This window comes from Cryobacterium sp. TMT2-18-2 (genome assembly GCF_004402245.1).
GTDB classification, from domain to species: Bacteria; Actinomycetota; Actinomycetes; order Actinomycetales; family Microbacteriaceae; genus Cryobacterium; species Cryobacterium sandaracinum.
Map to the genome: position 1 here is coordinate 31669 of NZ_SOFU01000004.1, position 19836 is coordinate 51504.

The 19836-nt window shown below is 67.8% G+C and carries 20 protein-coding genes; 10 read left to right on the plus strand and 10 right to left on the minus strand.

Annotation, left to right across the window (positions count from 1 at the left end):
• The first annotated feature begins 25 nt into the window (after positions 1–25).
• Entirely contained in the window at positions 26–826 is an 801-nt protein-coding gene (locus E3O22_RS00535; RefSeq protein WP_241976456.1) for an ABC transporter permease, read from the plus strand.
• Positions 826–1572, plus strand: a complete 747-nt coding sequence (locus tag E3O22_RS00540; protein ID WP_134394273.1) for an ABC transporter ATP-binding protein — start codon at positions 826–828, stop codon at positions 1570–1572. The genes E3O22_RS00535 and E3O22_RS00540 overlap by 1 nt, the downstream gene beginning before the upstream one ends.
• On the opposite strand, the gene E3O22_RS00545 is transcribed toward E3O22_RS00540, so the two are convergent.
• Positions 1569–1862, minus strand: a complete 294-nt coding sequence (locus E3O22_RS00545) for a helix-turn-helix domain-containing protein (protein ID WP_134394274.1) — start codon at positions 1860–1862, stop codon at positions 1569–1571. The genes E3O22_RS00540 and E3O22_RS00545 overlap by 4 nt on opposite strands.
• Before the next feature lie 90 nt (positions 1863–1952).
• Between E3O22_RS00545 and E3O22_RS00550 the strand changes: the two genes are divergently transcribed.
• Positions 1953–2840 carry a hypothetical protein gene (locus E3O22_RS00550; RefSeq protein WP_174722027.1) on the plus strand — a complete coding sequence of 296 codons (888 nt, stop codon included), beginning with the start codon at positions 1953–1955 and terminating at the stop codon, positions 2838–2840.
• Here the strand turns inward: E3O22_RS00550 and E3O22_RS00555 are convergent.
• The 7 genes from E3O22_RS00555 to E3O22_RS00585 form a co-directional block, all read right to left on the minus strand.
• Positions 2837–4138 (minus strand): hypothetical protein, encoded by a 1302-nt coding sequence (locus E3O22_RS00555; protein ID WP_134394275.1) that lies wholly within the window; start codon positions 4136–4138, stop codon positions 2837–2839. The two genes, E3O22_RS00550 and E3O22_RS00555, sit on opposite strands and share 4 nt — an antisense overlap.
• A gap of 73 nt (positions 4139–4211) precedes the next feature.
• Positions 4212–5111: a glycosyltransferase family 2 protein gene (locus E3O22_RS00560; RefSeq protein WP_134394276.1), complete on the minus strand. Its 900-nt coding sequence runs from the start codon at positions 5109–5111 to the stop codon at positions 4212–4214.
• Complete coding sequence (locus tag E3O22_RS00565) at positions 5098–5910, minus strand: CDP-alcohol phosphatidyltransferase family protein (protein ID WP_134394277.1); 813 nt, start codon at positions 5908–5910, stop codon at positions 5098–5100. The genes E3O22_RS00560 and E3O22_RS00565 overlap by 14 nt, the downstream gene beginning before the upstream one ends.
• Positions 5907–6968 carry a glycosyltransferase family 2 protein gene (locus E3O22_RS00570; RefSeq protein ID WP_241976457.1) on the minus strand — a complete coding sequence of 354 codons (1062 nt, stop codon included), beginning with the start codon at positions 6966–6968 and terminating at the stop codon, positions 5907–5909. Before E3O22_RS00570 ends, E3O22_RS00565 begins: the two co-directional genes overlap by 4 nt.
• Before the next feature lie 134 nt (positions 6969–7102).
• On the minus strand, positions 7103–8668 hold the full coding sequence (locus E3O22_RS00575; RefSeq protein ID WP_134394278.1) for a S1C family serine protease: 1566 nt from the start codon (positions 8666–8668) through the stop codon (positions 7103–7105).
• Between the two features lie 119 nt (positions 8669–8787).
• Entirely contained in the window at positions 8788–9489 is a 702-nt protein-coding gene (locus E3O22_RS00580) for a hypothetical protein (protein ID WP_134394279.1), read from the minus strand.
• Positions 9490–9620: 131 nt separating this feature from the next.
• Positions 9621–10202 carry a hypothetical protein gene (locus E3O22_RS00585; protein ID WP_134394280.1) on the minus strand — a complete coding sequence of 194 codons (582 nt, stop codon included), beginning with the start codon at positions 10200–10202 and terminating at the stop codon, positions 9621–9623.
• A gap of 78 nt (positions 10203–10280) precedes the next feature.
• Here E3O22_RS00585 and E3O22_RS00590 point away from each other — a divergent pair, with 78 nt between their 5' ends.
• Complete coding sequence (locus E3O22_RS00590) at positions 10281–11480, plus strand: aminotransferase class I/II-fold pyridoxal phosphate-dependent enzyme (RefSeq protein WP_134394281.1); 1200 nt, start codon at positions 10281–10283, stop codon at positions 11478–11480.
• Between the two features lie 41 nt (positions 11481–11521).
• Here E3O22_RS00590 and E3O22_RS00595 read toward each other — a convergent pair whose 3' ends face one another.
• On the minus strand, positions 11522–12595 hold the full coding sequence (locus E3O22_RS00595; RefSeq protein WP_134394282.1) for an alkene reductase: 1074 nt from the start codon (positions 12593–12595) through the stop codon (positions 11522–11524).
• A 163-nt stretch (positions 12596–12758) separates the two neighbouring features.
• On the opposite strand from E3O22_RS00595, the gene E3O22_RS00600 reads away from it, so the two are divergent.
• Together E3O22_RS00600 and E3O22_RS00605 are read left to right on the plus strand one after the other, a co-directional pair.
• A complete protein-coding gene (locus E3O22_RS00600; RefSeq protein ID WP_134394283.1) occupies positions 12759–13805 on the plus strand; it encodes an alpha/beta fold hydrolase in 1047 nt (348 codons plus the stop codon).
• A gap of 148 nt (positions 13806–13953) precedes the next feature.
• Positions 13954–14358, plus strand: a complete 405-nt coding sequence (locus tag E3O22_RS00605) for an ATP-dependent DNA ligase (RefSeq protein ID WP_233191304.1) — start codon at positions 13954–13956, stop codon at positions 14356–14358.
• A 13-nt stretch (positions 14359–14371) separates the two neighbouring features.
• Here the strand turns inward: E3O22_RS00605 and E3O22_RS00610 are convergent, their stop codons facing one another.
• Positions 14372–15226 (minus strand): carbon-nitrogen hydrolase family protein, encoded by an 855-nt coding sequence (locus E3O22_RS00610; protein ID WP_134394284.1) that lies wholly within the window; start codon positions 15224–15226, stop codon positions 14372–14374.
• Between the two features lie 111 nt (positions 15227–15337).
• Between E3O22_RS00610 and E3O22_RS00615 the strand changes: the two genes are divergently transcribed.
• From E3O22_RS00615 to nadA, 4 genes are all read left to right on the plus strand, one after another.
• On the plus strand, positions 15338–16873 hold the full coding sequence (locus E3O22_RS00615; protein ID WP_134394285.1) for a glycosyltransferase family 39 protein: 1536 nt from the start codon (positions 15338–15340) through the stop codon (positions 16871–16873).
• Positions 16874–16877: 4 nt separating this feature from the next.
• Positions 16878–17633, plus strand: coding sequence for a polyprenol monophosphomannose synthase (locus E3O22_RS00620; protein ID WP_134394286.1), 756 nt, complete (start codon positions 16878–16880; stop codon positions 17631–17633).
• A gap of 115 nt (positions 17634–17748) precedes the next feature.
• Positions 17749–18441 (plus strand): NUDIX domain-containing protein, encoded by a 693-nt coding sequence (locus tag E3O22_RS00625; RefSeq protein WP_134394287.1) that lies wholly within the window; start codon positions 17749–17751, stop codon positions 18439–18441.
• Between the two features lie 82 nt (positions 18442–18523).
• Entirely contained in the window at positions 18524–19834 is a 1311-nt protein-coding gene (gene nadA / locus E3O22_RS00630; protein WP_134394288.1) for a quinolinate synthase NadA, read from the plus strand.
• Positions 19835–19836: the final 2 nt, after the last annotated feature.

Consider the following 19836-nt stretch of genomic DNA (forward strand, 5'->3'; position numbering starts at 1 on the left):
GCGTCGCGCCCCTACGATAGAGCGCGTGAGTAGTTACGCCGAAGTGCGCCCCGAGCAGCGCACGTCTTTCGCCAGGTACCGTCATTCCCTCTGGTTGCTCACACAGCGGGACCTGCGGGTGCGCTACTCGACGTCGCTGCTCGGTTACTTCTGGTCGATTCTCGACCCTCTGGTCATGGCCGGAATCTACTGGTTCGTCTTCACCCAGGTATTCCAGCGCACGGTGGGCAACGAACCGTACATCGTCTTCCTGCTGTCGGCGCTACTGCCGTGGATGTGGTTCAACGGCACCGTGTCCGACTGCACCCGCGCGTTCCTGCGCGAGGCGAAGTTGATTCGATCCACCCGAATCCCCCGCACGATCTGGGTGAACCGGCTCGTGCTGTCCAAGGGCATCGAGTTTGTGGCGTCCATCCCGGTGCTTCTGCTGTTCGCACTCGTCGCCGGGGCGGAACTCAGCGCGGGTGCGGCCCTTTTTCCCCTCGCGATCCTGCTGCAGACGATCCTGACCGCAGGGATCGGGCTGATCGTCGCTCCCCTCGTGGTCTTTTTCCGCGACCTCGAACGGGCCGTCAAGCTCATCCTCCGCTTCCTGTTCTATGCATCGCCGATCATCTACGGAACCGCGGACCTGCCCACGGAACTGCAGTTCTGGGCCGGCTTCAATCCGCTCAGCGGCCTGTTCAGCCTGTACCGGGCCGCGTTCTTCCCCGAACAGCTTGATTGGTTTCTCGTGCTGATCAGCGCGCTGATGTCGGTCCTCTTCCTTGTCGTCGGCCTGGTTGTCTTCACGCGCACCGAGCGCGCCGTCCTGAAGGAGATCTAGTGTCGGCACCGGTGATCACCCTCAGGGGTGTCGGCATCCGTTTCCGCCGCAATCGACGCGGTCGGCGCTCGTTCAAGGACCTGTTCGCCGCCCGGAGGCGGCGCATCCGCCCGAACGAGTTCTGGGCGCTGCGGAACGTGTCGTTCACGGTGCGGCGCGGCGAGGCGATCGGCGTGGTCGGTCGCAATGGGCAGGGTAAGTCGACCCTGTTGAAGCTGGTCACCGGGGTCGTGCTGCCCGACGAGGGCTCGGTGCGTGTGACCGAGGGTGTGGCCCCGCTGATCGAGATCACCGGTGGCTTTGTCGACGACCTCACGGTGCGCGAGAACGTCTACCTGACCGCGGGCCTGCACGGGATGACGAAGAAGCAGATCGCGGCGCGCTTCGACGAGATCATCGCCTTCGCCGAGATCGCCGACTTCGTCGACACGCCCTACAAGCACCTGTCCAGTGGGATGAAGGTGCGCATCGCGTTCGCCGTGATTTCGCGGCTCGAGGAACCCATCCTGCTCGTGGACGAGGTGCTCGCCGTCGGCGACAAGGCGTTCCGGGAGAAGTGCTACCGGCGGATCGAGGAACTGCTCGCCGGTGGGCGAACTCTGTTCTTCGTGTCCCACAACGAGCGGGACCTCAAGCGCTTCTGCACCCGAGGCCTCTACCTAGACAAGGGTGCGCTGGTTCTGGATGCCCCCATCACCGAGGTGCTGGCGCTCTACAACTCGCAATACGGCATCAAGCCGGCCTAATGGGCCGAGGCGATCACGGCATCCGGATCTTCCAGGCCGTCCCGGGAGGGCGGCAGGTGAGCGGAATTGAACCCGGTCATCAGATCGCCCGGCTCAATGCCGAGCACTGTGGCGAGCCGGATCAGGGTGTGGAAGGTGGGGTTGCCATGTCCCCGGTCTATCCGCGCGTAGTTGGACACGTTGAGGCCGGCCAGGTGGGCGACGGCCTCCTGATTGAGGGACAGTTGCCGCCTCCGCCGACGCAGGCGGACTCCGAGGATTCGGGATGCTTCTGACTTCGGCTCAGGCATTCTCCTTGTATAGGCGCGCACCGAGTTTTCCGCCAGTGGCACCCAGCCGGGGCACGTAAACTCATCGGGACACTGAGGGAGGGCACTCTGATGGCCAGAAAAACCAAGCCGATTATTTCCGAGACGGGCGGCCTGCCGAGGGGCGGCCAGCTCCCCACCGGGATCGTCACGGGCTTCGACCGCGTGATGGCGATCCACCGTCCTGCCGTGCTCGCGCACATCCGTTCCGTGCGCCGCCGTTCCCCACAGGCGTCGCCCGTGGAGATCATCCAGATCCTGGAGCGGCGCTACCTCGCCGCCGTCACCGCCGGGGGTGCCGCGGTCGGCGCGACGGCGGTCATCCCGGGGGTCGGCACCGCCGTCACCCTGGCCATCTCCGGCGTGGAGACGGCCGGGTTCCTCGAGGCCACCGCCCTGTTCACGCAGTCGGTGAGCGAGGTGCACGGCATCACGGTCGAGGACCCCGAGCGGGCACGCGCTCTGGTGATGACTATGATGCTCGGCCGCGAAGGCTCAGACCTGGTGCGCCAGCTGGCCGGCCAGGTCTCCGGCTCCGGCGTCCCGCGCACCGCTTACTGGGGCGAACTCGTCACGACCAGCATTCCCCGGGCCATCATGGGACCGCTGACCGACCGGCTGAAGAGCAGCTTCATTCGGCAATTCGCCGCCAAGGGCGGCGCCAGCTTCATCGGCAAGGCCCTGCCGTTCGGCGTGGGCGCCATCATCGGGGGTGCCGGCAACCACATCCTGGGCTCGCGGGTCGTTCACTCGTCGCGGCTCGCATTCGGCCAGCCGCCGGTCGGTTTCCGTGAGGAACTGGACCCCCGGGTGCGGATCGTCGTTCGGGAATCGCCTGTCCGCCGCATCCCCGGGATCACTCGGCCGTCGCTGACCGGCCTGTCCGGCCGGCTGTCCCCCCGGCGACGGATGCCCGGCGCACCCGACCCGACCACGCCGACACCGCCCCGTGCAGACTAGAGCTTATCGACGTCGCTGACCTCGTCCGTCGGCGCGTCGATGGCCGGTTCGGCCACGTCCAGGCTCACGGCCTGCGGGTGGGAGACGTCAAAGCGCTCCCACTCGTCCATCAGGTGTGCCACGGCGGCGTGCAACCGCTCCGTGGCGACTCCGGGACCGGTATCGCCGAAGTAGCGCTCGACCCAGATCTTGAGCCGGTCATGGGCCTCGCTGTCATGGGTGAGATCGTCGAGAACGCCGAGGATACTCCCCGCATCGTCGACGCTCAGCCACTCGCAGTCGGAGAGATAGCCGCTCGAGTCGATCTGAGCGGAGGGGTCTACCGGGCGGGTCACCATCAGGGCCTTGCCCGAGGCCAGCCGGTCGTAGACCATCGCCGAGATGTCGACGATGGCGACATCCGCTGCCGACAATTGCCAACCCAGGTCGGGGCTCGCGTCGTAGATGTGCCGGGCCGAAGCATCCCGTGCATTCGCCGTCGCGATGGCCGCAATGATGGTCTTGTTCGCCGCGCCGTACTCGCTGCTCACCACACCGCTGCGGGGGTGCGGGCGGTAGATCACGCGGTGCCGGCCCGAGGCCAGCAGTGCCGTCACCAGGGCAACGCCGTGGGACGCGATCGAGCCGTAGGCGGCGGCGGGCCGGTCGCCTTCCCAGGTCGGAGCGTAGAGGATGACCTGGCGCTCATCCGGGGCGAACGGCGTCGCCCCGGAGTAGAAGTCAGCCTGGGGGCGGCCGATCTTCAGGGCGCGCTTGTCGAAGTCGTAGTCCCAGAGCACCTTGTCGAGACGGGCGATCGCGGCGTCGCCGGCGACGAAGGCGTAGTCGTAGGCCTTGATCTGGTTCGTGACCATGTACATTTTGTCGCTCTCACCGTGGTTGATGAAAACGTGCCAGCGGCCCCCGTAGCGCATCATCTGGAAGTTGCGGGTGTTCTGGTTCACGTAGAACACGATCCGGATGTCCTGCTGCGCCAGCACCCGCTCGAGGTCGACGACCCGGCGAACGTAGGCAACCGGGAGCGGAGACTCATCGATCAGCGGCAGGGCACCTGCCCCGCTGCGGCTCAGCACCAGGACGGGCCAGGTCTCGGCGAGCTTCGCGAGCGGCTTGTACCACTGCCGCATCTGGTACAGATTGACGTCGCCGTCGGCGAAGTAGACCGCGATCTTGAAGTGATTCAGGGGCAGCGGCTCACGCGTGGACAGCCGCCCGTTCAGCAGCCGCTGTGCTTTGCGGGACGCCGTGACGTCCCTGACCAGCTTGAGCCCAAGCCTGACGTCTCGTTGAATACCCACCCATCAAGAGTACCGACGATGCCACTCGACCGAGAGCCGCTGGCCCCCCAAAGGGGACGTGACGACGGAATCGTTAGACGATAGGCGGCCGGCCGGCCAGCGTCATCCGCCATACCGTGCGCGCCCTGAGGGGACGCCGCTCCCCTGGGTCGGTGGTCCACCCCTCGCGGAAACCGGCGAGCCAGGCGCGTAGCGCGCCCGGATTTCGGGCCCAGCGCAGCACCTGGATCAGAAGCCAGGACCCGGTGTAGACGGGCACGAGCAGGACCGGGAGGTTGCGGCGGGCCAGCCAGACCCGGTTGCGCGCGTTCAGTCGGTAGTAGTCGGCGTGCCGGGTGGGCTCGATCACGGGATGATTCGCTTCCAGCTCGCCGGCGTACCAGGCGCGCAGGCCCAGGTCCCAGACACGCCAGGCCAGCTCGATGCCCTCATGGGCGTAGAAGAAAGGCTCGGCCCAGCCCCCGGTGGCGTCGAAGGCGGCCCGGGGTAGTAGCACGGCACCCTCCCAGACCGAGAAGACGTTGCTGGAGTGGGTGGCCGCGCCCTTGCGGATGCGCGGAATCCAGCGTCTCGGCGACGCGATCCCGGCCGGGTCGACCACCCGGGGCTGCAGGAGGCCGATGGTCGAATCCGCCCGCAGCATGTCGATGGCATCTCGCAGAAAGTGCGGGTCCGGGATGCTGGCGTCGTCGTCGAGAAAGAAGAGAAACTCGCCCGCGATGCGGGAGACCCCGCGGTTGCGGCCGGCCGGAATGCCCAGATTCTCGGGCAGGCCGAGCGTCTTCACCTGGTCCGGCAGCCCGGTCGGCTGCCAGCCATTGCCCACGCACACGATGTCCAGGAGAACGTCCTGCTGGGCCAGCAGACTTCGGATGCCGCGGGCAAGGTCGTCGGGACGGGTGCCCTGGGTGAGCAGCACGACCCCCACGGTCGGCAGGGCGGGCCCGACCGGTGACGCGTTAGGACCGGACACGCGTGGACGCCATGATGGCCACGAAGTGACCCACCAGTGAGAGGAAGGCCAGCGGGACGAGCACGACCAGCACGAACCGGTCGACCGTCGGCTCGCCGAGGAAGCTGCCGACGACCGCGGCGACGAAGATCAGCATGGTCAGTTCGACAGAATGGTACAGCCGGTGGAATGGGAGGAACCGGGCCAAGCGGCGGGCGCGGGCGATGAGGCTCGACGTCGGGGTCTGCTCGTGCTTGCGATCGGCGAGTCTGGTGAGGCCGGCGTTCGCTCGGGCCACGTGCACCATGTCGTTGAGTGCCTTGTTCAGCACGATGATCAGGGCGAGCAGCAGTGCGAGCGTGGTCCACAGGAAGTCGGCGGGGGCCTCGAACGGGTAGAAGGCGCAACGGATCCCGAACGCGATCGGGATGAGGGCCTCTGTCGTGTAGTGCCCGACCTTGTCGAGGAACACACCGGCCGGGGAGGACTGCCGGCGCCAGCGGGCGACCTCCCCGTCGGAGCAGTCGACCAACATCTGTAGCTGCCCAAGAAGGAGGGCGAGCATCGCGCCCCAGACGCCGGGAATGAGCAGCGCGGTCGCCGTGGCCCAGCCGACCAGGATCATCAGGCCGGTGACGCCGTTCGCCGAGATGGAGGTCTTCAACAGCAGCCAGGTCAGATACGGGGAGATGTCGCGCAGGTAGAGCGACGCCGTCCAGTGCTCGGCGTTGGACCGCAGCCGAACTTCCGGCGGTTGGGCCACCCGGCGCAGCTCGCCGATTGAGGAGGGTCGAGTCGCCGCGGGATTCGCTGACGTCATTGGTGCCTTCCGGTATGGGCCGTGATGTTGGTGGTGAGTTTCAGATACCCGAGCAGGAAGCCGATTCCCCAGCAGAAGTGGATGCAGGGCAAGACTACGAGAAACCACAGCCCGGCACGAAACCCGTCCGGCCGGGTCACCAGGGCAGCGGCCACGGCGACGAGCCCCAGGTAGGCGGCGGGAATCAGAAGACCGAGCAGCAACCACGGGTTCGCCCCGGTGAGGAGCTGAACCAGGCCGGCCAGGCCTGCCAGAGTGCCGACAGTGACACCCAGGACCATGACGGGTGGGGCGAAGTAACGGATGCCGTTGTCCTCGGGATAGCGGCGGGCGAGTTCCCCTCGCCAGAGGCCGGTGGACACCATCTGCCGGGCCAGCCGGGCCAGACTCGGCCGGGGCCGATAGACGACCCGGAGCCGGGGTGTGAACCAGACGATGCCGCCCTGGTCGCGCAGGCGGCGGTTGAGTTCCCAGTCCTGGCCGCGCTTGATGCCCTCGTCGAAGAGGCCGACGCGCACGATGCTGTCCATCCGGAAACAGCCCAGGTAGACGGTTTCCGCGGGGCCCTCCGGGCCTCCGATGTGCAGGGGCGTGCCGCCGAGACCAATCTTCGTGCCGTAAGCGCAGGCGACGGCCTTCTGGAACGGACTCTCGCCCTGGGCGTCCATGACGCCGCCGACATTGTCGGCGCCGGTACGCTCTAGCGTCTCCACGGCGATGCGGGCGTAGTCCGGCGGCAGCACCGAATGGGCGTCGACGCGAATGACGAACGCGTACTGCGAGGCGCGGATAGCCGTATTGAGGCCTGCCGGGGTGGAGCCGATCTCGTTCGCCACGATGCGGATGCGCGGATCAACCGCGGCCATCTCCTCAACCAGTTCGGTTGTGCCGTCGATGCTCGGGCCGAGGGCCAGGGTGACCTCGAAGGGCCCCGAGTAGTCCTGGCGGAGCAGACTGGTCACGGCGGCGCGCACATGGGTCACGTCATTCAGCACCGGCATCACATAGGAAACCCCGAGCAGGGATGCGGCTCCGGATGAGGGATCCTGGCTGGTCATAGTTCCATTCTTCTGGAGGGATGTTAGAGCCTACCAGCCGGGTGTTTCCTGCCTGCATCGGGGCCGCAAACGACAGCTGCGCCGCCGGTGATCCACCGGCGGCGCAGCTGTCGTTCTCTGGAAGGAGCGAGTGGTCAGCTGGAGAGTTCGCCGACCGTGACGGATACCGTGGACGACTTTCCATCGCGCACAAAGGTGAGGTCGGCCGTCTCGCCGGCAGCGAGAGCGCGCACCTGAGCGGTGAGGTCGTTCGCGTCGGTGATGGGTAGGTCGTTGAGGTTGGTGACGATGTCACCCTTTCGCAGTCCGGCCTTCTCCGCTGCACCGCCCGCCGAGACCTCGCTGATCAGGGCGCCGACGGTGGCGCTCTCCGGGCTGCCGGCGGCACTGGTGACACTGGCGCCGAGCAGACCGTGGGTGGCCGTGCCCGTGGCGATCAGTTCGTCGGAGATACGCTTGGCCAGGTTCGACGGGATGGAGAAGCCCACGCCGATGCTTCCGGCGGCCGCCGAGTCGCCGCCCGCGCTGGCGATGGCGACGTTGATGCCGATCAGCTCGCCCTTGGCGTTGAGTAGGGCTCCGCCGGAGTTGCCGGGGTTGATCGCTGCATCCGTCTGGATGACCGAGAGTGAGATGCTGCCGGTGGAGGGAGCCGGGGCCGGGCCGCCGTTCTGGTCGGGAAGGTCGAAGAAGAACGGGCTCTGCTCTTCGTCGGGTGCGGAGTTCTCGGGTGTCGACGGGGCAGCCGAGGAGGCGATGGAGATGCTGCGGTTCAGTGCGCTGACGATGCCGTCGGTGACGCTGCCGGAGAGGCCGAGCGGTGCGCCGATCGCGATGGCGCTGTCACCGACGTTGAGCTTGCCGGAATCGGCCCATTTGATCGGCGTCAGGCCGCTCGCCCCGTCCAGCTTGATCACGGCGAGGTCGGACACCGGGTCGGTGCCGACAATGGTGGCGGCGTAGAGCTTGCCGTCACTGGCGGTGACCTGAATGCTGGCTTCGGCGGCGGCGCCGTCGAGGGTGACGACGTGCGTGTTCGTGAGAATGTAGCCGTCTTCGGACAGGATGACGCCGGAACCGGTTCCGCCGGAGCTGCCGTCGGAGGCGGCGATGGTGACGACACTGGGCGTGGCCTTGGCGGCGACCGCCGTGATCTGGTTGACGCTGTCGGTGTTGTTGACCACGACCGTGCTGGGACCGTCGGCCTGGCTGGTCGGGATTCCGGCGGTCTGGTTAGTGACCATGAAGGCCGTGACGCCGGCGCCGGATGCTCCTCCGACGAGAGCGCCGATGGCGAGCGCCGCGATCAGGGCGATATTACCCGAGCGGCGGGGCTGCATGCGCGGGCCGCCGGGCCGGTCGGCGGTGTACCCGGTCTGATGGGCGTGGGACTGCGGCTGGGTGTTCGGCGCGTAGGGATTCGAGGTGGTGCTTTCCTCGACCGGACGACCGAAAGCATCCGTGGCGTAGGCGCGCGTGGGCTGGGCCGAGGTGGCGGTGGGCTGGGCCGGCGACTGCTCAGAAGCAGAAACTGTGTCGGGGATGACCTCGGTCGGCTTCTCGTCGTCGGGGGTGCCACCGGAGGAGTGATCCGCAGAGGGCTGGGCCGTGACGGAAGCCTCGCCGGCCGCATTGACTTCGAATGGGACTGCGTCGTCGGGATCGGGAGTGGTGCCGGGTGCCTGCGGATTGTCGGTCATGGTGTGCTCCTTCCAAGCGTTTCCACCTTGACTCCTGAACCTGAACGAATGATCTGTGCAGCCTGGGAGCATTCAATGACGACGCCGTGACTTGAGCGGTGCCGGGTCGATCCCCACAGTTAGCAACCCGGACCGGCCGGATTTGTCGTGCACTCGAGGTTGACGAGCACCGTCTGGGCATCCCCCACGATCACGCCGATCGGACTGGCCGAAGTCGACAACGTACCCTGCACCGGCCGCCAGGCAAGGCCCGCGAAGCGATACTCGGCCGAGTACACCACCGCGACGACGACGGCATAGCTTCCTGGCCGGGCGAACGCGTGGCTGGTGGCGGTATCGGAGAATTCCGGCAGGCCCAGTGCCGCCCAGGTCGCGCCGCCCGAGTTCGTGCTTGCCTGGGCACCGTCGCCGTAGGTCCAGCGGTAGCCGACCGGGGTGAAACGAACCTCCGCCGGATAGCCCAGCAAGGCGCCGGTACGGGAGTGCTCGGATGCCGACGCGATGAAGTTCGCGGGCAAGCCCGCCACGCTCCAGCCGCGCGGTTCCATCGTCTGGGACGGCGCCGCGGGCTGGAAGTTGACCAGATCGCTAACCCTCACCACGAGGTTCGGGTCGCACGGCGACCCCGGAATGCAGTTGACCGTGAAGTCGTCACGCACGAACGCCAGCGGATCGACGACGGGTGCTGCACCGACTTGGCCGCCACCGGCGTTGCCGTTGCCGCTGCCGGAACCGGACCCACTCGCCCCGGATTCTCCGCCACCGGCATCACTCCCGGACCCCTGTCCCCCGCCGGTCTCGTACCCCGCAGAAAGGTCCACCCCGCCGTTGTTGATGGCCCCGTTAGCCTCCGGGCATAAACCTGAGACCAACAGTTTGGGAAGACAGCTATCCCCTGCAGCGGCAGCCGAGATCGACGAAGGAGCTACGAGCAGCATGACGATCGCTGCGACTAACAGAAATCTGATCCGGACCATACCTGCGACTCCGTCATCTGAAAATGGTCAATTTGTTGGTCAGTTCCGACGAAGGCAACTTCCAATGGCATCCTCAGCGGGCGGTCGGGCTGAGAGACCGAAACGCCTGAAGAATCCACGATGTCGCTTTTCGATACATCGAGACATACATAGACCCTTATCTCCCAGTTCTTCTCTGCGTTAATTTCGACGGACTGGATAGCCATTGAGTCAAAAGAGGTAGAGCCGATCTGCTTCCACCCGCGCTCATCAAAGGACGTCGCAACGGAAAGTTCCTCCTCATGGGCTCTTCCGGAGCTGAGGCTCAAGAAGAGATCTCGCGACGGCGTACCGGCCTCCCCCGCTGCATCACTGGTAGCCAGATACGCCGCATAGGCTTCGGTAGCCGCAGCCAGAGCTTCCTCATCGGACGCGAAGACGGGGGAATCCGTCGGCGCGCTCGTCTCAGACGCCTGGGGCGCTGGGGGCGCCGGTTCGGGCGTGCAACCGGTCAGCGCGAGTGTGCCGAGCAGCAGCAGCGAGCTCAGAACGAAGAGGTCGCGCTGCACGGTCCGCATGCGGCCAACCTAGGGCATCCGGCGCAGCCCCGCTCGAACTTTCCACATGTCGTAGTTTGGAGCCATGCTGGTGACATCATGACAATCTCCGGGGCCTGGCGCCGCACGGCCCGTGGGGCCGGCCTGCTCGCCGCGGACGGCACCGTCGCCGCGAGCATTTTCGCGGAGATGAGTGCCCTCGCCCTGCGCACCGGCGCCATCAACCTGGGCCAGGGATTCCCCGACGAGAACGGCCCTGCCGAGGTTCTCGAAGCCGCACGCCAGGCGATCTCCGACGGTGCGAACCAGTACCCGCCGGGGCGCGGCTTGCCCGTGCTCCGAGGCGCCATCGCTCGGCATCAGCACCGGTTCTACGGCCTGTCCGTCGATCCGGATACCGAGGTCCTGGTGACGGCGGGTGCCACCGAGGCGCTGGCGGCGACTATTCTCGCACTGCTCGAACCCGGCGACGAGGTCGTCACGCTGGAGCCGTTCTACGACGCTTACGGCGGCCTGATCGCGCTGGGCGGGGGCATCCATCGCACGGTGCGCCTGCGGGCACCCGATTTCCAGCCGGACCCCGACGAACTACGCGCCGCCATCACGGACCGCACCCGACTGATTATCGTGAACAATCCGCACAACCCCACCGGTGCCGTGCTGCCGCGCGAGACCCTGGAACTCATCGTGTCCCTCGCACACCGTCACGACGCGCTCATCGTGACCGACGAGGTCTACGAGCACCTCACCTTCGGAGTCGCCCACGTGCCCGTCGCAACGATTCCGGGCGCGAGCGAGCGCACCATCACGATCTCCTCCGCTGGGAAGACGTTCAACACCACCGGCTGGAAGATCGGCTGGCTCACCGCCCCGTCCGCTCTTGTCACCGCAATCCTGGCCGTGAAGCAGTTCCTCACCTATGTGAACGGCGCGCCCTTCCAGCCGGCGATCGCGCGGGGCCTCGACCTGCCGGACACCTTCTTCACCGGTGTCGCCGCCGACCTGCGGGCCAAGCGTGACGTTCTCGAGAGCGGCCTGATCGAAGCGGGGTTCACGGTCAGTCGACCTCAGGGGTCGTATTTCATCGTGGCGGATGCCGCGCCGCTCGGCTACCCTGACGGCGCCGAGTTCTGCCGGGTGCTGCCCGATCTCGCCGGGGTGGTCGCGGTTCCGATCGGCGCGTTCTGCTCCGCCGCGCACCGGTCCGAGTATGCCTCGCTGGTGCGATTCGCCTACTGCAAAAAGGTGGACGTGCTCGAGCGCGCCGCCGCCCAGCTGGCCGGCATCATCGCCCGTTAGCCGCCCGGCAGCCGCCGCTTTGGAGCGGTCGGAGGGGAATTCTAGTGCGCCAGTGCGGGGTAGTCCGTGTAGCCCTCGGCTCCGGCACCGTAGAAGGTAAGCGGGTCGGGAGCGTTCAGCGGCAGGTCTTTGAGCCAGCGCGACACGAGGTCGGGGTTGGCGATCACGGCACGGCCCACGACGACCGCATCCGCCAGTTCGTCGGCGATGATGGCCATCGCCTCGTCCCGGTCGGTGACCTCGCCGAAGCCGCTGTTCACCAGGAGCGGCCCCTCGAAACGGACACGCAGCTGCTGCACCAGTTCGCCGGCCGGCTCGCGGTGCAGGATGCTCAGGTAGGCAAGGTCCAGCGGAGCGAGTGCGTCGGCGAGCGCGCCGTAGGTGGCCAGAAGGTCGGCGGCATCCGTTTCGAGGGCATCCTGGATGTTGTGCTCGGGCGAAACCCGGATGCCGACGCGGCCGGCGCCGATCGCCTCGGCCACCGCGGTGACGACCTCGACGACGAAACGGGCCCGGTTCTGCGGGGAGCCGCCGTAGATGTCGTCACGCTGGTTGGAGTCCGGCGAGAGGAACTCGTGCAGGAGGTAACCGTTCGCGGAGTGAATCTCGACGCCGTCGAGTCCCGCGGCGATGGCATTACGGGAGGCCTGGACGAAGTCCGCGATCACGCCGGGGAGTTCGTCGAGTGTGAGGGCGTGCGGTACCGGGTAGGCAGCCTTTCCTGCGTAGGTGTGGGTTTCGCCCTGGATGGCGATGGCGCTGGGAGCCACGACCTCGCGGCCGCCGTTGGTGCCCTCGTGGGTGACGCGGCCCGCGTGCATGACCTGGGCGACCAGGCGCCCGCCGGCGGAGTGCACGGCGTCGGCGACGTTGGTCCAGCCGGCGATCTGCTCGGGAGTGACCAGCCCCGGCTGGCCGGGGAAGCCCTGACCGGCGTGGCTGGGGTAGGTGCCCTCGGTCACGATCAAGCCGAGCGAGGCACGCTGCTTGTAGTGCTCGACGACAAGGGGGCCGGGAACGCCCTCGATTCCGGACCGAACCCGGGTCAGCGGCGCCATGACGAGTCGGTTGGGCAGTTCCAGGTCGCCGAGGGACAACGGGGAGAAAAGATTCACGAATAGCTCTTTCTGTGGGTCAGGGTTTCGCCGAATGGCGCGTGCGCCGTCTCGGACAGGGGGAAGCATCTTCCGCTGAGGCCAACGGCCCTGCTCTCCCGCGCATTCCCCTCACCCGTCACGGTCGGGCAATCCACAGGAGCCGACGCACCGAACCAGCACTATGAGCACCATTGCCAGGACCCGGCCGACGACGTCGCCACGGAGCTTCACGACCCCGGGTGCACCGACCCCGGAGGCACCGACCCGGAGGGACCCGGACCGCACCGGATACTGCCCGTTCCCTCTGTCGTCCGACGCCCGGGCCTTCGGACTGACCACGAGCTCCATGCGGCTGCGCCGGGCAACGGTTTCGGTGCGGCACGGCCGCCGTACCGGGAGCGACACCGCGACCATCCTGCTGCACGGCGCCGCGGGATCCTGGACGACCTGGACGCCGCTGCTGGCCGCGGCCGACGCCTCCGGTCTCGGCCTGACCGACCTGATCATCCCCGACCTGCCCGGCTGGGGGGACTCGCCGCTTCCGGCGGCGGGACCCTCTCGTTCCATCGAGGCAACCGCTGCGGTAGTGGCCGAGATCGCCTGTGCACTCGGCTACCGCTCCTGGACCGTGATCGGCCACTCCCTCGGCGGCTTCGTGGCACTCGAACTTGCCGCAAGCGAGACCCGGTCGACCGCGTTCGTCGGCCTCGTCTCGGCCACGACGTTCTCGGTGATCGACACCGTGCGGCACCCGGTCGCCCGGTTCGCCGCGCTGCCGGGGTACAGCGCCCTGCTGCCGGTGCTGCGGGCCATCGCCCGGGCCGGGCGCGCCGGCCACGGTCTGATCCGCCTGCTCCACCGCACCGGGCTGCTGCGCACGCTGGCGGCGCCGCTGTTCCGCCGACCGGAGCTGCTGCACGAGAGCGTCATTGGGGCCCTTGCGACCGAGCTTCGCCCGCAGGCGTTCGCTGTGGCATCCGACCTCGCCGGAACCTACGACCCCAACCGCTGGGCCCGGATCGAGTGCGCCGTGCACGCAACCCAGGGTGACGCCGACATTTTCGTGGCGGCGACGGATGCGGCCAGGCTCCGCGCGGTCATCCGCGGCTTCGATCTGGTCACGGTTCCGGGCACCGGGCACTTCGCGCATGTGGAGAAACCATATGAGACGCTGCTCCACCTGTTGCCGAACGGATGCCTGTCCCGGTCAGGCGTGTTCCCGCAGTAGGAGTCGCTGTGTCCTGGACGATCCCGCGCCACGGCTGTTTCCCTTGTCAAGCGGGTTCAGAGCGACCAAACTGAGGATCAGTCCTGAGATCTGGTCACCCTGTGTGGCCGGCCTCTGAACAGCCCCCACCGATTGAAAGCGGCTCCCCATGGGTTCGTTGACGTATGACAGGGTCACGGTTGAATTCGACGACCGGATATTGGCGCATCTCCAGATCGTGATCGTACAGAAACTCCGCCGGGGCGAAAGCTTCCTGCTCTCGTGGCGCAACGCCGCCGAAGCCGGAAACGGTCGCAGTTCCGCGTGGCTGCACCCGGCCATTCCCCTGTATTTCAAGTTCTCCGGCGGTCAGCCGCCGAGCATCAACCCGCTGTGGCTCGCCCAGCTCACCCGTTCCGCTAACAGTTCCCAGGGGCTGGTGGCCACCGGCGAGGAGCGGGCGATGGGTGAACCCGAACATCCGGAGCGCACCGACCGCGGTCATCGCCCGGATCAGAAGTTCACGGTGCGCGCGGCGCCCGCCTCGCAGGACACCATCGCCACCGAACTCTGAGCTGGCTTCACGCTCAGCGGGGCACGACCGCGAAGCGGCGCAGGGCCAGCGAGGGATTGCGGGCGCGCACGGCTGTGAGGCGCTCCGACAGCACCCAGGCGACGGCGACATCCGTTGTCTCGCCGATGGTGACCAGTTCCACGCCCATCGGGTCGACCACCATGCTGTTGCCGACGCCCACCGGCGGGGCGTGGTCGGCGGCCGCCACGTAGACCGTGTTCTCCAGGGCACGCGCTGTCAGCAGCGTGCGCCAGTGCTGTTCCTTCAACGGTCCCCGCACCCACTCGGCGGGCACCAGCACCAGTTCGGCCCCCGCGTCGACCAGGCGGCGCGTCACCTCCGGGAAACGGATGTCGTAGCAGGTCTGCAGTCCCACCCGCAGTCCCACCACCTCGAACGTCTCGGGTTCCTCCACGGCTCCGGGCCGCACCCAGTCCGATTCACGGTCACCGAAAGCGTCGTAGAGATGCAGCTTGCGGTACTTCGCAACGAGTTCGCCGGCCGGACCCACCGCAACGAGGGTGTTGAAGAAGCGGCTCGGGTCATCCGCGGCCTCCAGCATGCCGGCCACGATATGAACGCCGAGTTCTGCCGCGAGCGCGGCGAGGGCGGCCACGAAGGGGCCGTCCACGGGTTCGGCCGCGGCGACGAAGGAGGGCCCCAGGACCGGTTCGAAGAAAGAGGAGTACTCGGGGAAGACGACCAGCCGGGCCCCGCGGCCGACGGCCGTCTCGGCGAGGGTACGCATGGCGGCAAGATTCACGGCCGGCTCGCGGCCGGGGGCGAACTGCGCCACCGCAACCCCCAGGGCAGCCGCAGCGCCGGAGGCAGCGGGAGCAGGATCGCACGTCTCGAAGGGATCGATCATGGCGTCAGCCTAGCCGCCGGTAACGCCTCGGCCGGGGTTGCGACATCCGTTCCCCTCGGTCCGCACCGGACCTGGGTTCCAGGGTTCAGCGGGGTGGCCTAACGTATATGCGTGTCTTCCCCTCCGCTGGTCTCGCGCCTGGTTCGCCCCGAGGCGCTGACCCTGCCCCTGCGCCGAACCGAAGGACTGGCAGCGCTCCTCGGACTGCTCGGCTTCCTCGTCTCGGTGGCCGGATCGTGGCGCCCCTCGTATTGGGGTGACGAGGCGGCCAGCGTGATGTCGGCGGAACGTTCCCTGCCGGAGCTCTTTCGACTTCTGGACAACGTCGACGCGGTGCACGGCGCCTATTATCTGCTGCTGCACGTCTGGATCGGGCTCTTCGGCTCTTCCGAGCTGGCGACTCGCGGGCTGAGCGCCCTCTTTGTCGGCGTCGCGACGGCAGGCACCTTCGTGCTGGCACGCACCCTGTTCTCCCACCGGGTCGGCGTGCTCGCGGCCATCGTTTTCGCGGTTCTCCCCCGGGTCACCTACATGGGCGCCGAAGCCCGTTCGGCCGCCGTCGCCACGGCAGTTGTGGTGTGGCTGACCGTTCTGCTGGTGCACCTGCTACGGAGCCGCTCTCAGGATCGCGCCACCCGCTTCGCGCTCTGGGCGGCTTACACCGCGTTGCTGGCCCTGGGAATCTATTTCTTCCTCTTTGTGCTGCTGCTGATCCCGGTGCTCGGCCTCGCCGTGCTGCTGATATCGCCGGAGGGCGACAGGTGGGCGGCCATTCGCGCCTGGACCCTGGCCACGGCCTCCGGGCTCGCCCTGGCTGCCCCCGTGATGGCGGCCAGCCTCCAGCAGCGCGATCAGATCGCCTTCATCGGGCGCCGCCCGCCGATCGCCGTGCTCACCGCCGCAGTGCACCAGTGGTTCGGCAACGTACCGCTGGCCGTTCTGGCGTGGGGTCTGATCCTGCTGGCGGTCGTGATGGTCTTCGCCGTGCGCGGGCGGCGGGCCGCACCAACAGCGACCAGGGCCTCTCTGGCGGTCATGCTTGCCTGGCTGATCGTGCCGAGCGCAGCGCTCCTGATCGGCACGCACCTCGTCACGCCGATGTACTCGCTGCGGTACCTGTCGGTGGGCACGCCGGCGGCGGCGATCGCCATCGCCATGGGGATCGCCTGCCTCCGGCCGCTCTGGCCGCGGGCCGCCGCGCTGGGCCTGATCACGGCTCTCATGCTGCCCACCTATCTCGACCAGCGCGGCGAGTTCGGCAAGAACTACGGCAGTGACCTGCGCCAGGCGTCCGAGGTCGTGCGGGCCGGCGCGCAGCCCGGAGACGCGGTCGTTTTCGACGAGAGCGTGCGGCCCTCCCGCAAGCCCCGCCTCGCCCTGCGGCTCTACCCGGCCGCGTTCGAGGGCCTGCGGGACGTCACCCTCGCGGTGCCATTCGACGCCACCAACGATCTGTGGGACGTGGCTGTGCCGCTGGAGCAGGTGACCGACCGCCTCACCGACACGAACCGGGTCTGGGTGCTGCAGAACCAGGCCAGCGGTGAGAATAGGCGGGGGGACAACATCCGCACCCTGCAACAACTCGGGTTCACGGTCGCCGAGTCGACCATGCTGAACCGCACGCAGATCATCGAAATGACAAGGTAGCCCCATGGCTCGGACTCTGATCATCATCCCGACCTACAACGAGCAGGGCAACATCGCGTCGATCGTGGCCCGGGTGCGCGCGAGCGTGCCGGCGGCCGACGTTCTGGTCGTCGATGATTCCTCTCCGGACGGCACGGGGCGGTTGGCTGACGCGCTGGCCGCCACCGATTCCCAGGTGCACGCCCTGCACCGCTCCCGGAAGAGCGGCCTCGGAGCCGCCTATCTCGAGGCCTTCGCCTGGGGGCTCTCCCGCGGCTACGACCGACTGGTGCAGCTCGACGCCGACGGATCGCACCTGCCAGAGCAACTGACGACCCTGCTCGAGGCAGCGGAGACGGCGGATGTGGTGCTGGGCTCCCGCTGGGTCCCGGGCGGAATGGTGCGGAACTGGCCGTGGCACCGGCGCCTGCTGTCGCGGGGCGGATCGGTCTACTCGCGTGTACTGCTCCGGCTGCCCCAGCGAGACGTCACCGGCGGTTACCGCGTCTTCACGGCGCATGCCCTCCGGCGAATGGACCTCTCCGGCGTCGAGAGCCTGGGCTACTGCTTCCAGATCGACATGCTGCTGCATGCGGTTCGGGCCGGGCTCAGCGTCGTCGAGAAGCCGATCACGTTCGTGGAGCGCACCGTCGGTTCCTCGAAGATGAGTGCCGCGATCGTGGCCGAGGCGATGGCCCGTGTCACGATCTGGGGTCTCACCGGCAGGAACGCTCGCCGCGTTGCCGCGTCAACACCGACATCACTGCCGCGTGCCCGCTGACCGGACCCGCGCGCAGCACCACAGGGCGTGACTTCTGGTCAGAGTGACTATAAGATGAGTCCATTCAGTTAGAGTCACAATGACCTTTACTTGGTGAATGGCAGTGGATGCGCGAATGAACACCCAACTTGAGGCGGCCCTCGCCGTGTCGACGGTCATCTTCGCCCTGCGGCCGGATCCGGAATCCGGCCACTCGACCCTGTGGCTGCCGCTTGTGCGCCGCACCCGGGAACCCTACCTCGGCCAGTGGGCATTGCCCGGCGGCGGCCTGCCGGCCGATGAGCGCCTGGCCGGCGCAGCCGCGCGCGCCCTGCGCGAGACCACAGGCCTGACCCCCAAGTACCTCGAGCAGCTCTACACCTTCGGGGATCCGGGGCGTTCCCCCGGCGGCCGGGTCGTCTCGGTGGTCTACTGGGCGCTTGTCGAGTCCGGTGAGGCGGCGCTGGCCGTGGAGGACGAGAACGTGCGGTGGTTTCCGGCCGACCACCTGTCGCCGCTCGCCTTCGACCACAACCTCATCGTGGAATACGCACTCTGGCGCCTGCGCACCAAGGTGGAGTACTCCCGCATCGCGCACGCGTTCCTGGGCGAGACCTTCACGCTCGCGCAGCTGCGCGAGGTGCATGAGGCCGTGCTGCAGAAGGCCCTTGACCCGGCCAACTTCCGCCGCACGATCGAGGGGTCAGGCACCGTGGTTGACACCGGCCAGCGCGTGGCCGGCGTACCGCATCGGCCGCCCCGCCTCTACCGCTACAACGATTCCGTTCATGCCACCGCTCCGGGTGCACTCGAGCCGGCCATCGGCTGAGCATGACTCTTCCTCCCAGCACCCTCCTGCTGGCCACCGCTTGTCTGACTATCGCTTTGTGTGAATATCAAGGAGTAACCGCATGACCAACGCATCGGTCGACCAGACCATTCGGCTCATCAGCACGGGAGCGGCCGCCGGCAGCACGTGCAGCCCCGACCTGCTCACCGCTCCGTGGGAGTTTGATTCCGGCACGCCGGGCTACGGCCCGGGGTCGTCGATGGGCGATGTCATCCCCACCGGGTCACCGCGGCAGGGTGAGCTGCCCGAGGTCTACCGTCGCGCGTCGGCGGCGGAACTCGGCGATCGCATCCGTGCCGCCAAGGCCACGCTCGGCGACCGGGTCGTGATTCTCGGGCACTTCTACCAGCGCGACGAGGTCTTGCAGCACGCTGACTTCGTGGGCGACTCCTTCCAGCTGGCGCAGGCCACCAAAAGCCGCCTGGATGCCGAGGCGATCGTCTTCTGCGGCGTGCACTTCATGGCCGAAACCGCCGACTTGCTCTCCACGCCGGAGCAGGCGGTCATCCTGCCCAACCTCGCCGCCGGCTGCTCGATGGCCGATATGGCCGATATCGACTCCGTCACCGACTGCTGGGAGCAGCTCGAGGACATCTACGGCACCGAGCAGGGCGTCGACGGCCGCGTGCCCGTGATCCCGGTCACCTACATGAATTCCTCGGCCGCGCTGAAGGCGTTCTGCGGCGAGCACGGCGGCATCGTCTGCACCTCCTCCAACGCCGAGACCGTGCTCGAGTGGGCCTTCGCCCGCGGCCGCCGCGTTCTCTTCTTCCCCGACCAGCACCTCGGCCGCAACACCGCCAAGGCGATGGGGGTGCCCCTCGGGCGAATGCCGATGTGGAACCCGCGCAAGGCCCTCGGCGGCAACACGGCTGAGGAGCTCGAGACCGCCCAGGTCGTGCTCTGGCACGGGTTCTGCAGCGTGCATAAGCGCTTCACGGTGGACCAGATCACCGCGGCCCGCCAGTCGCACCCGGACGTGCGCGTCGTCGTGCACCCGGAGTGCCCGATGGGCGTCGTCGACGCCGCCGATTCCTCCGGCTCGACCGACTTCATTAAGAAGGCCATCGAGGCAGCCCCGGCCGGGTCCACGTTCGCCGTCGGCACCGAGATCAACCTGGTGCAGCGTCTCGCCGCACAGCACCCCGAGCACACCATCTTCTGCCTCGACCCGGTGGTCTGCCCCTGCTCCACCATGTACCGCATCCACTCGGGCTACCTGGCCTGGGTGCTCGAAGCTCTGGTCGGCACCGCGGACCGCGCGCCCGAGGTGCTCAATCGCATCCAGGTACCGGGCGAGGTTGCCGGCAACGCCCGCGTCGCCCTCGAACGGATGCTTTCCGCCAAGCCGCCCGTCTCCATCGGGGCCTGACC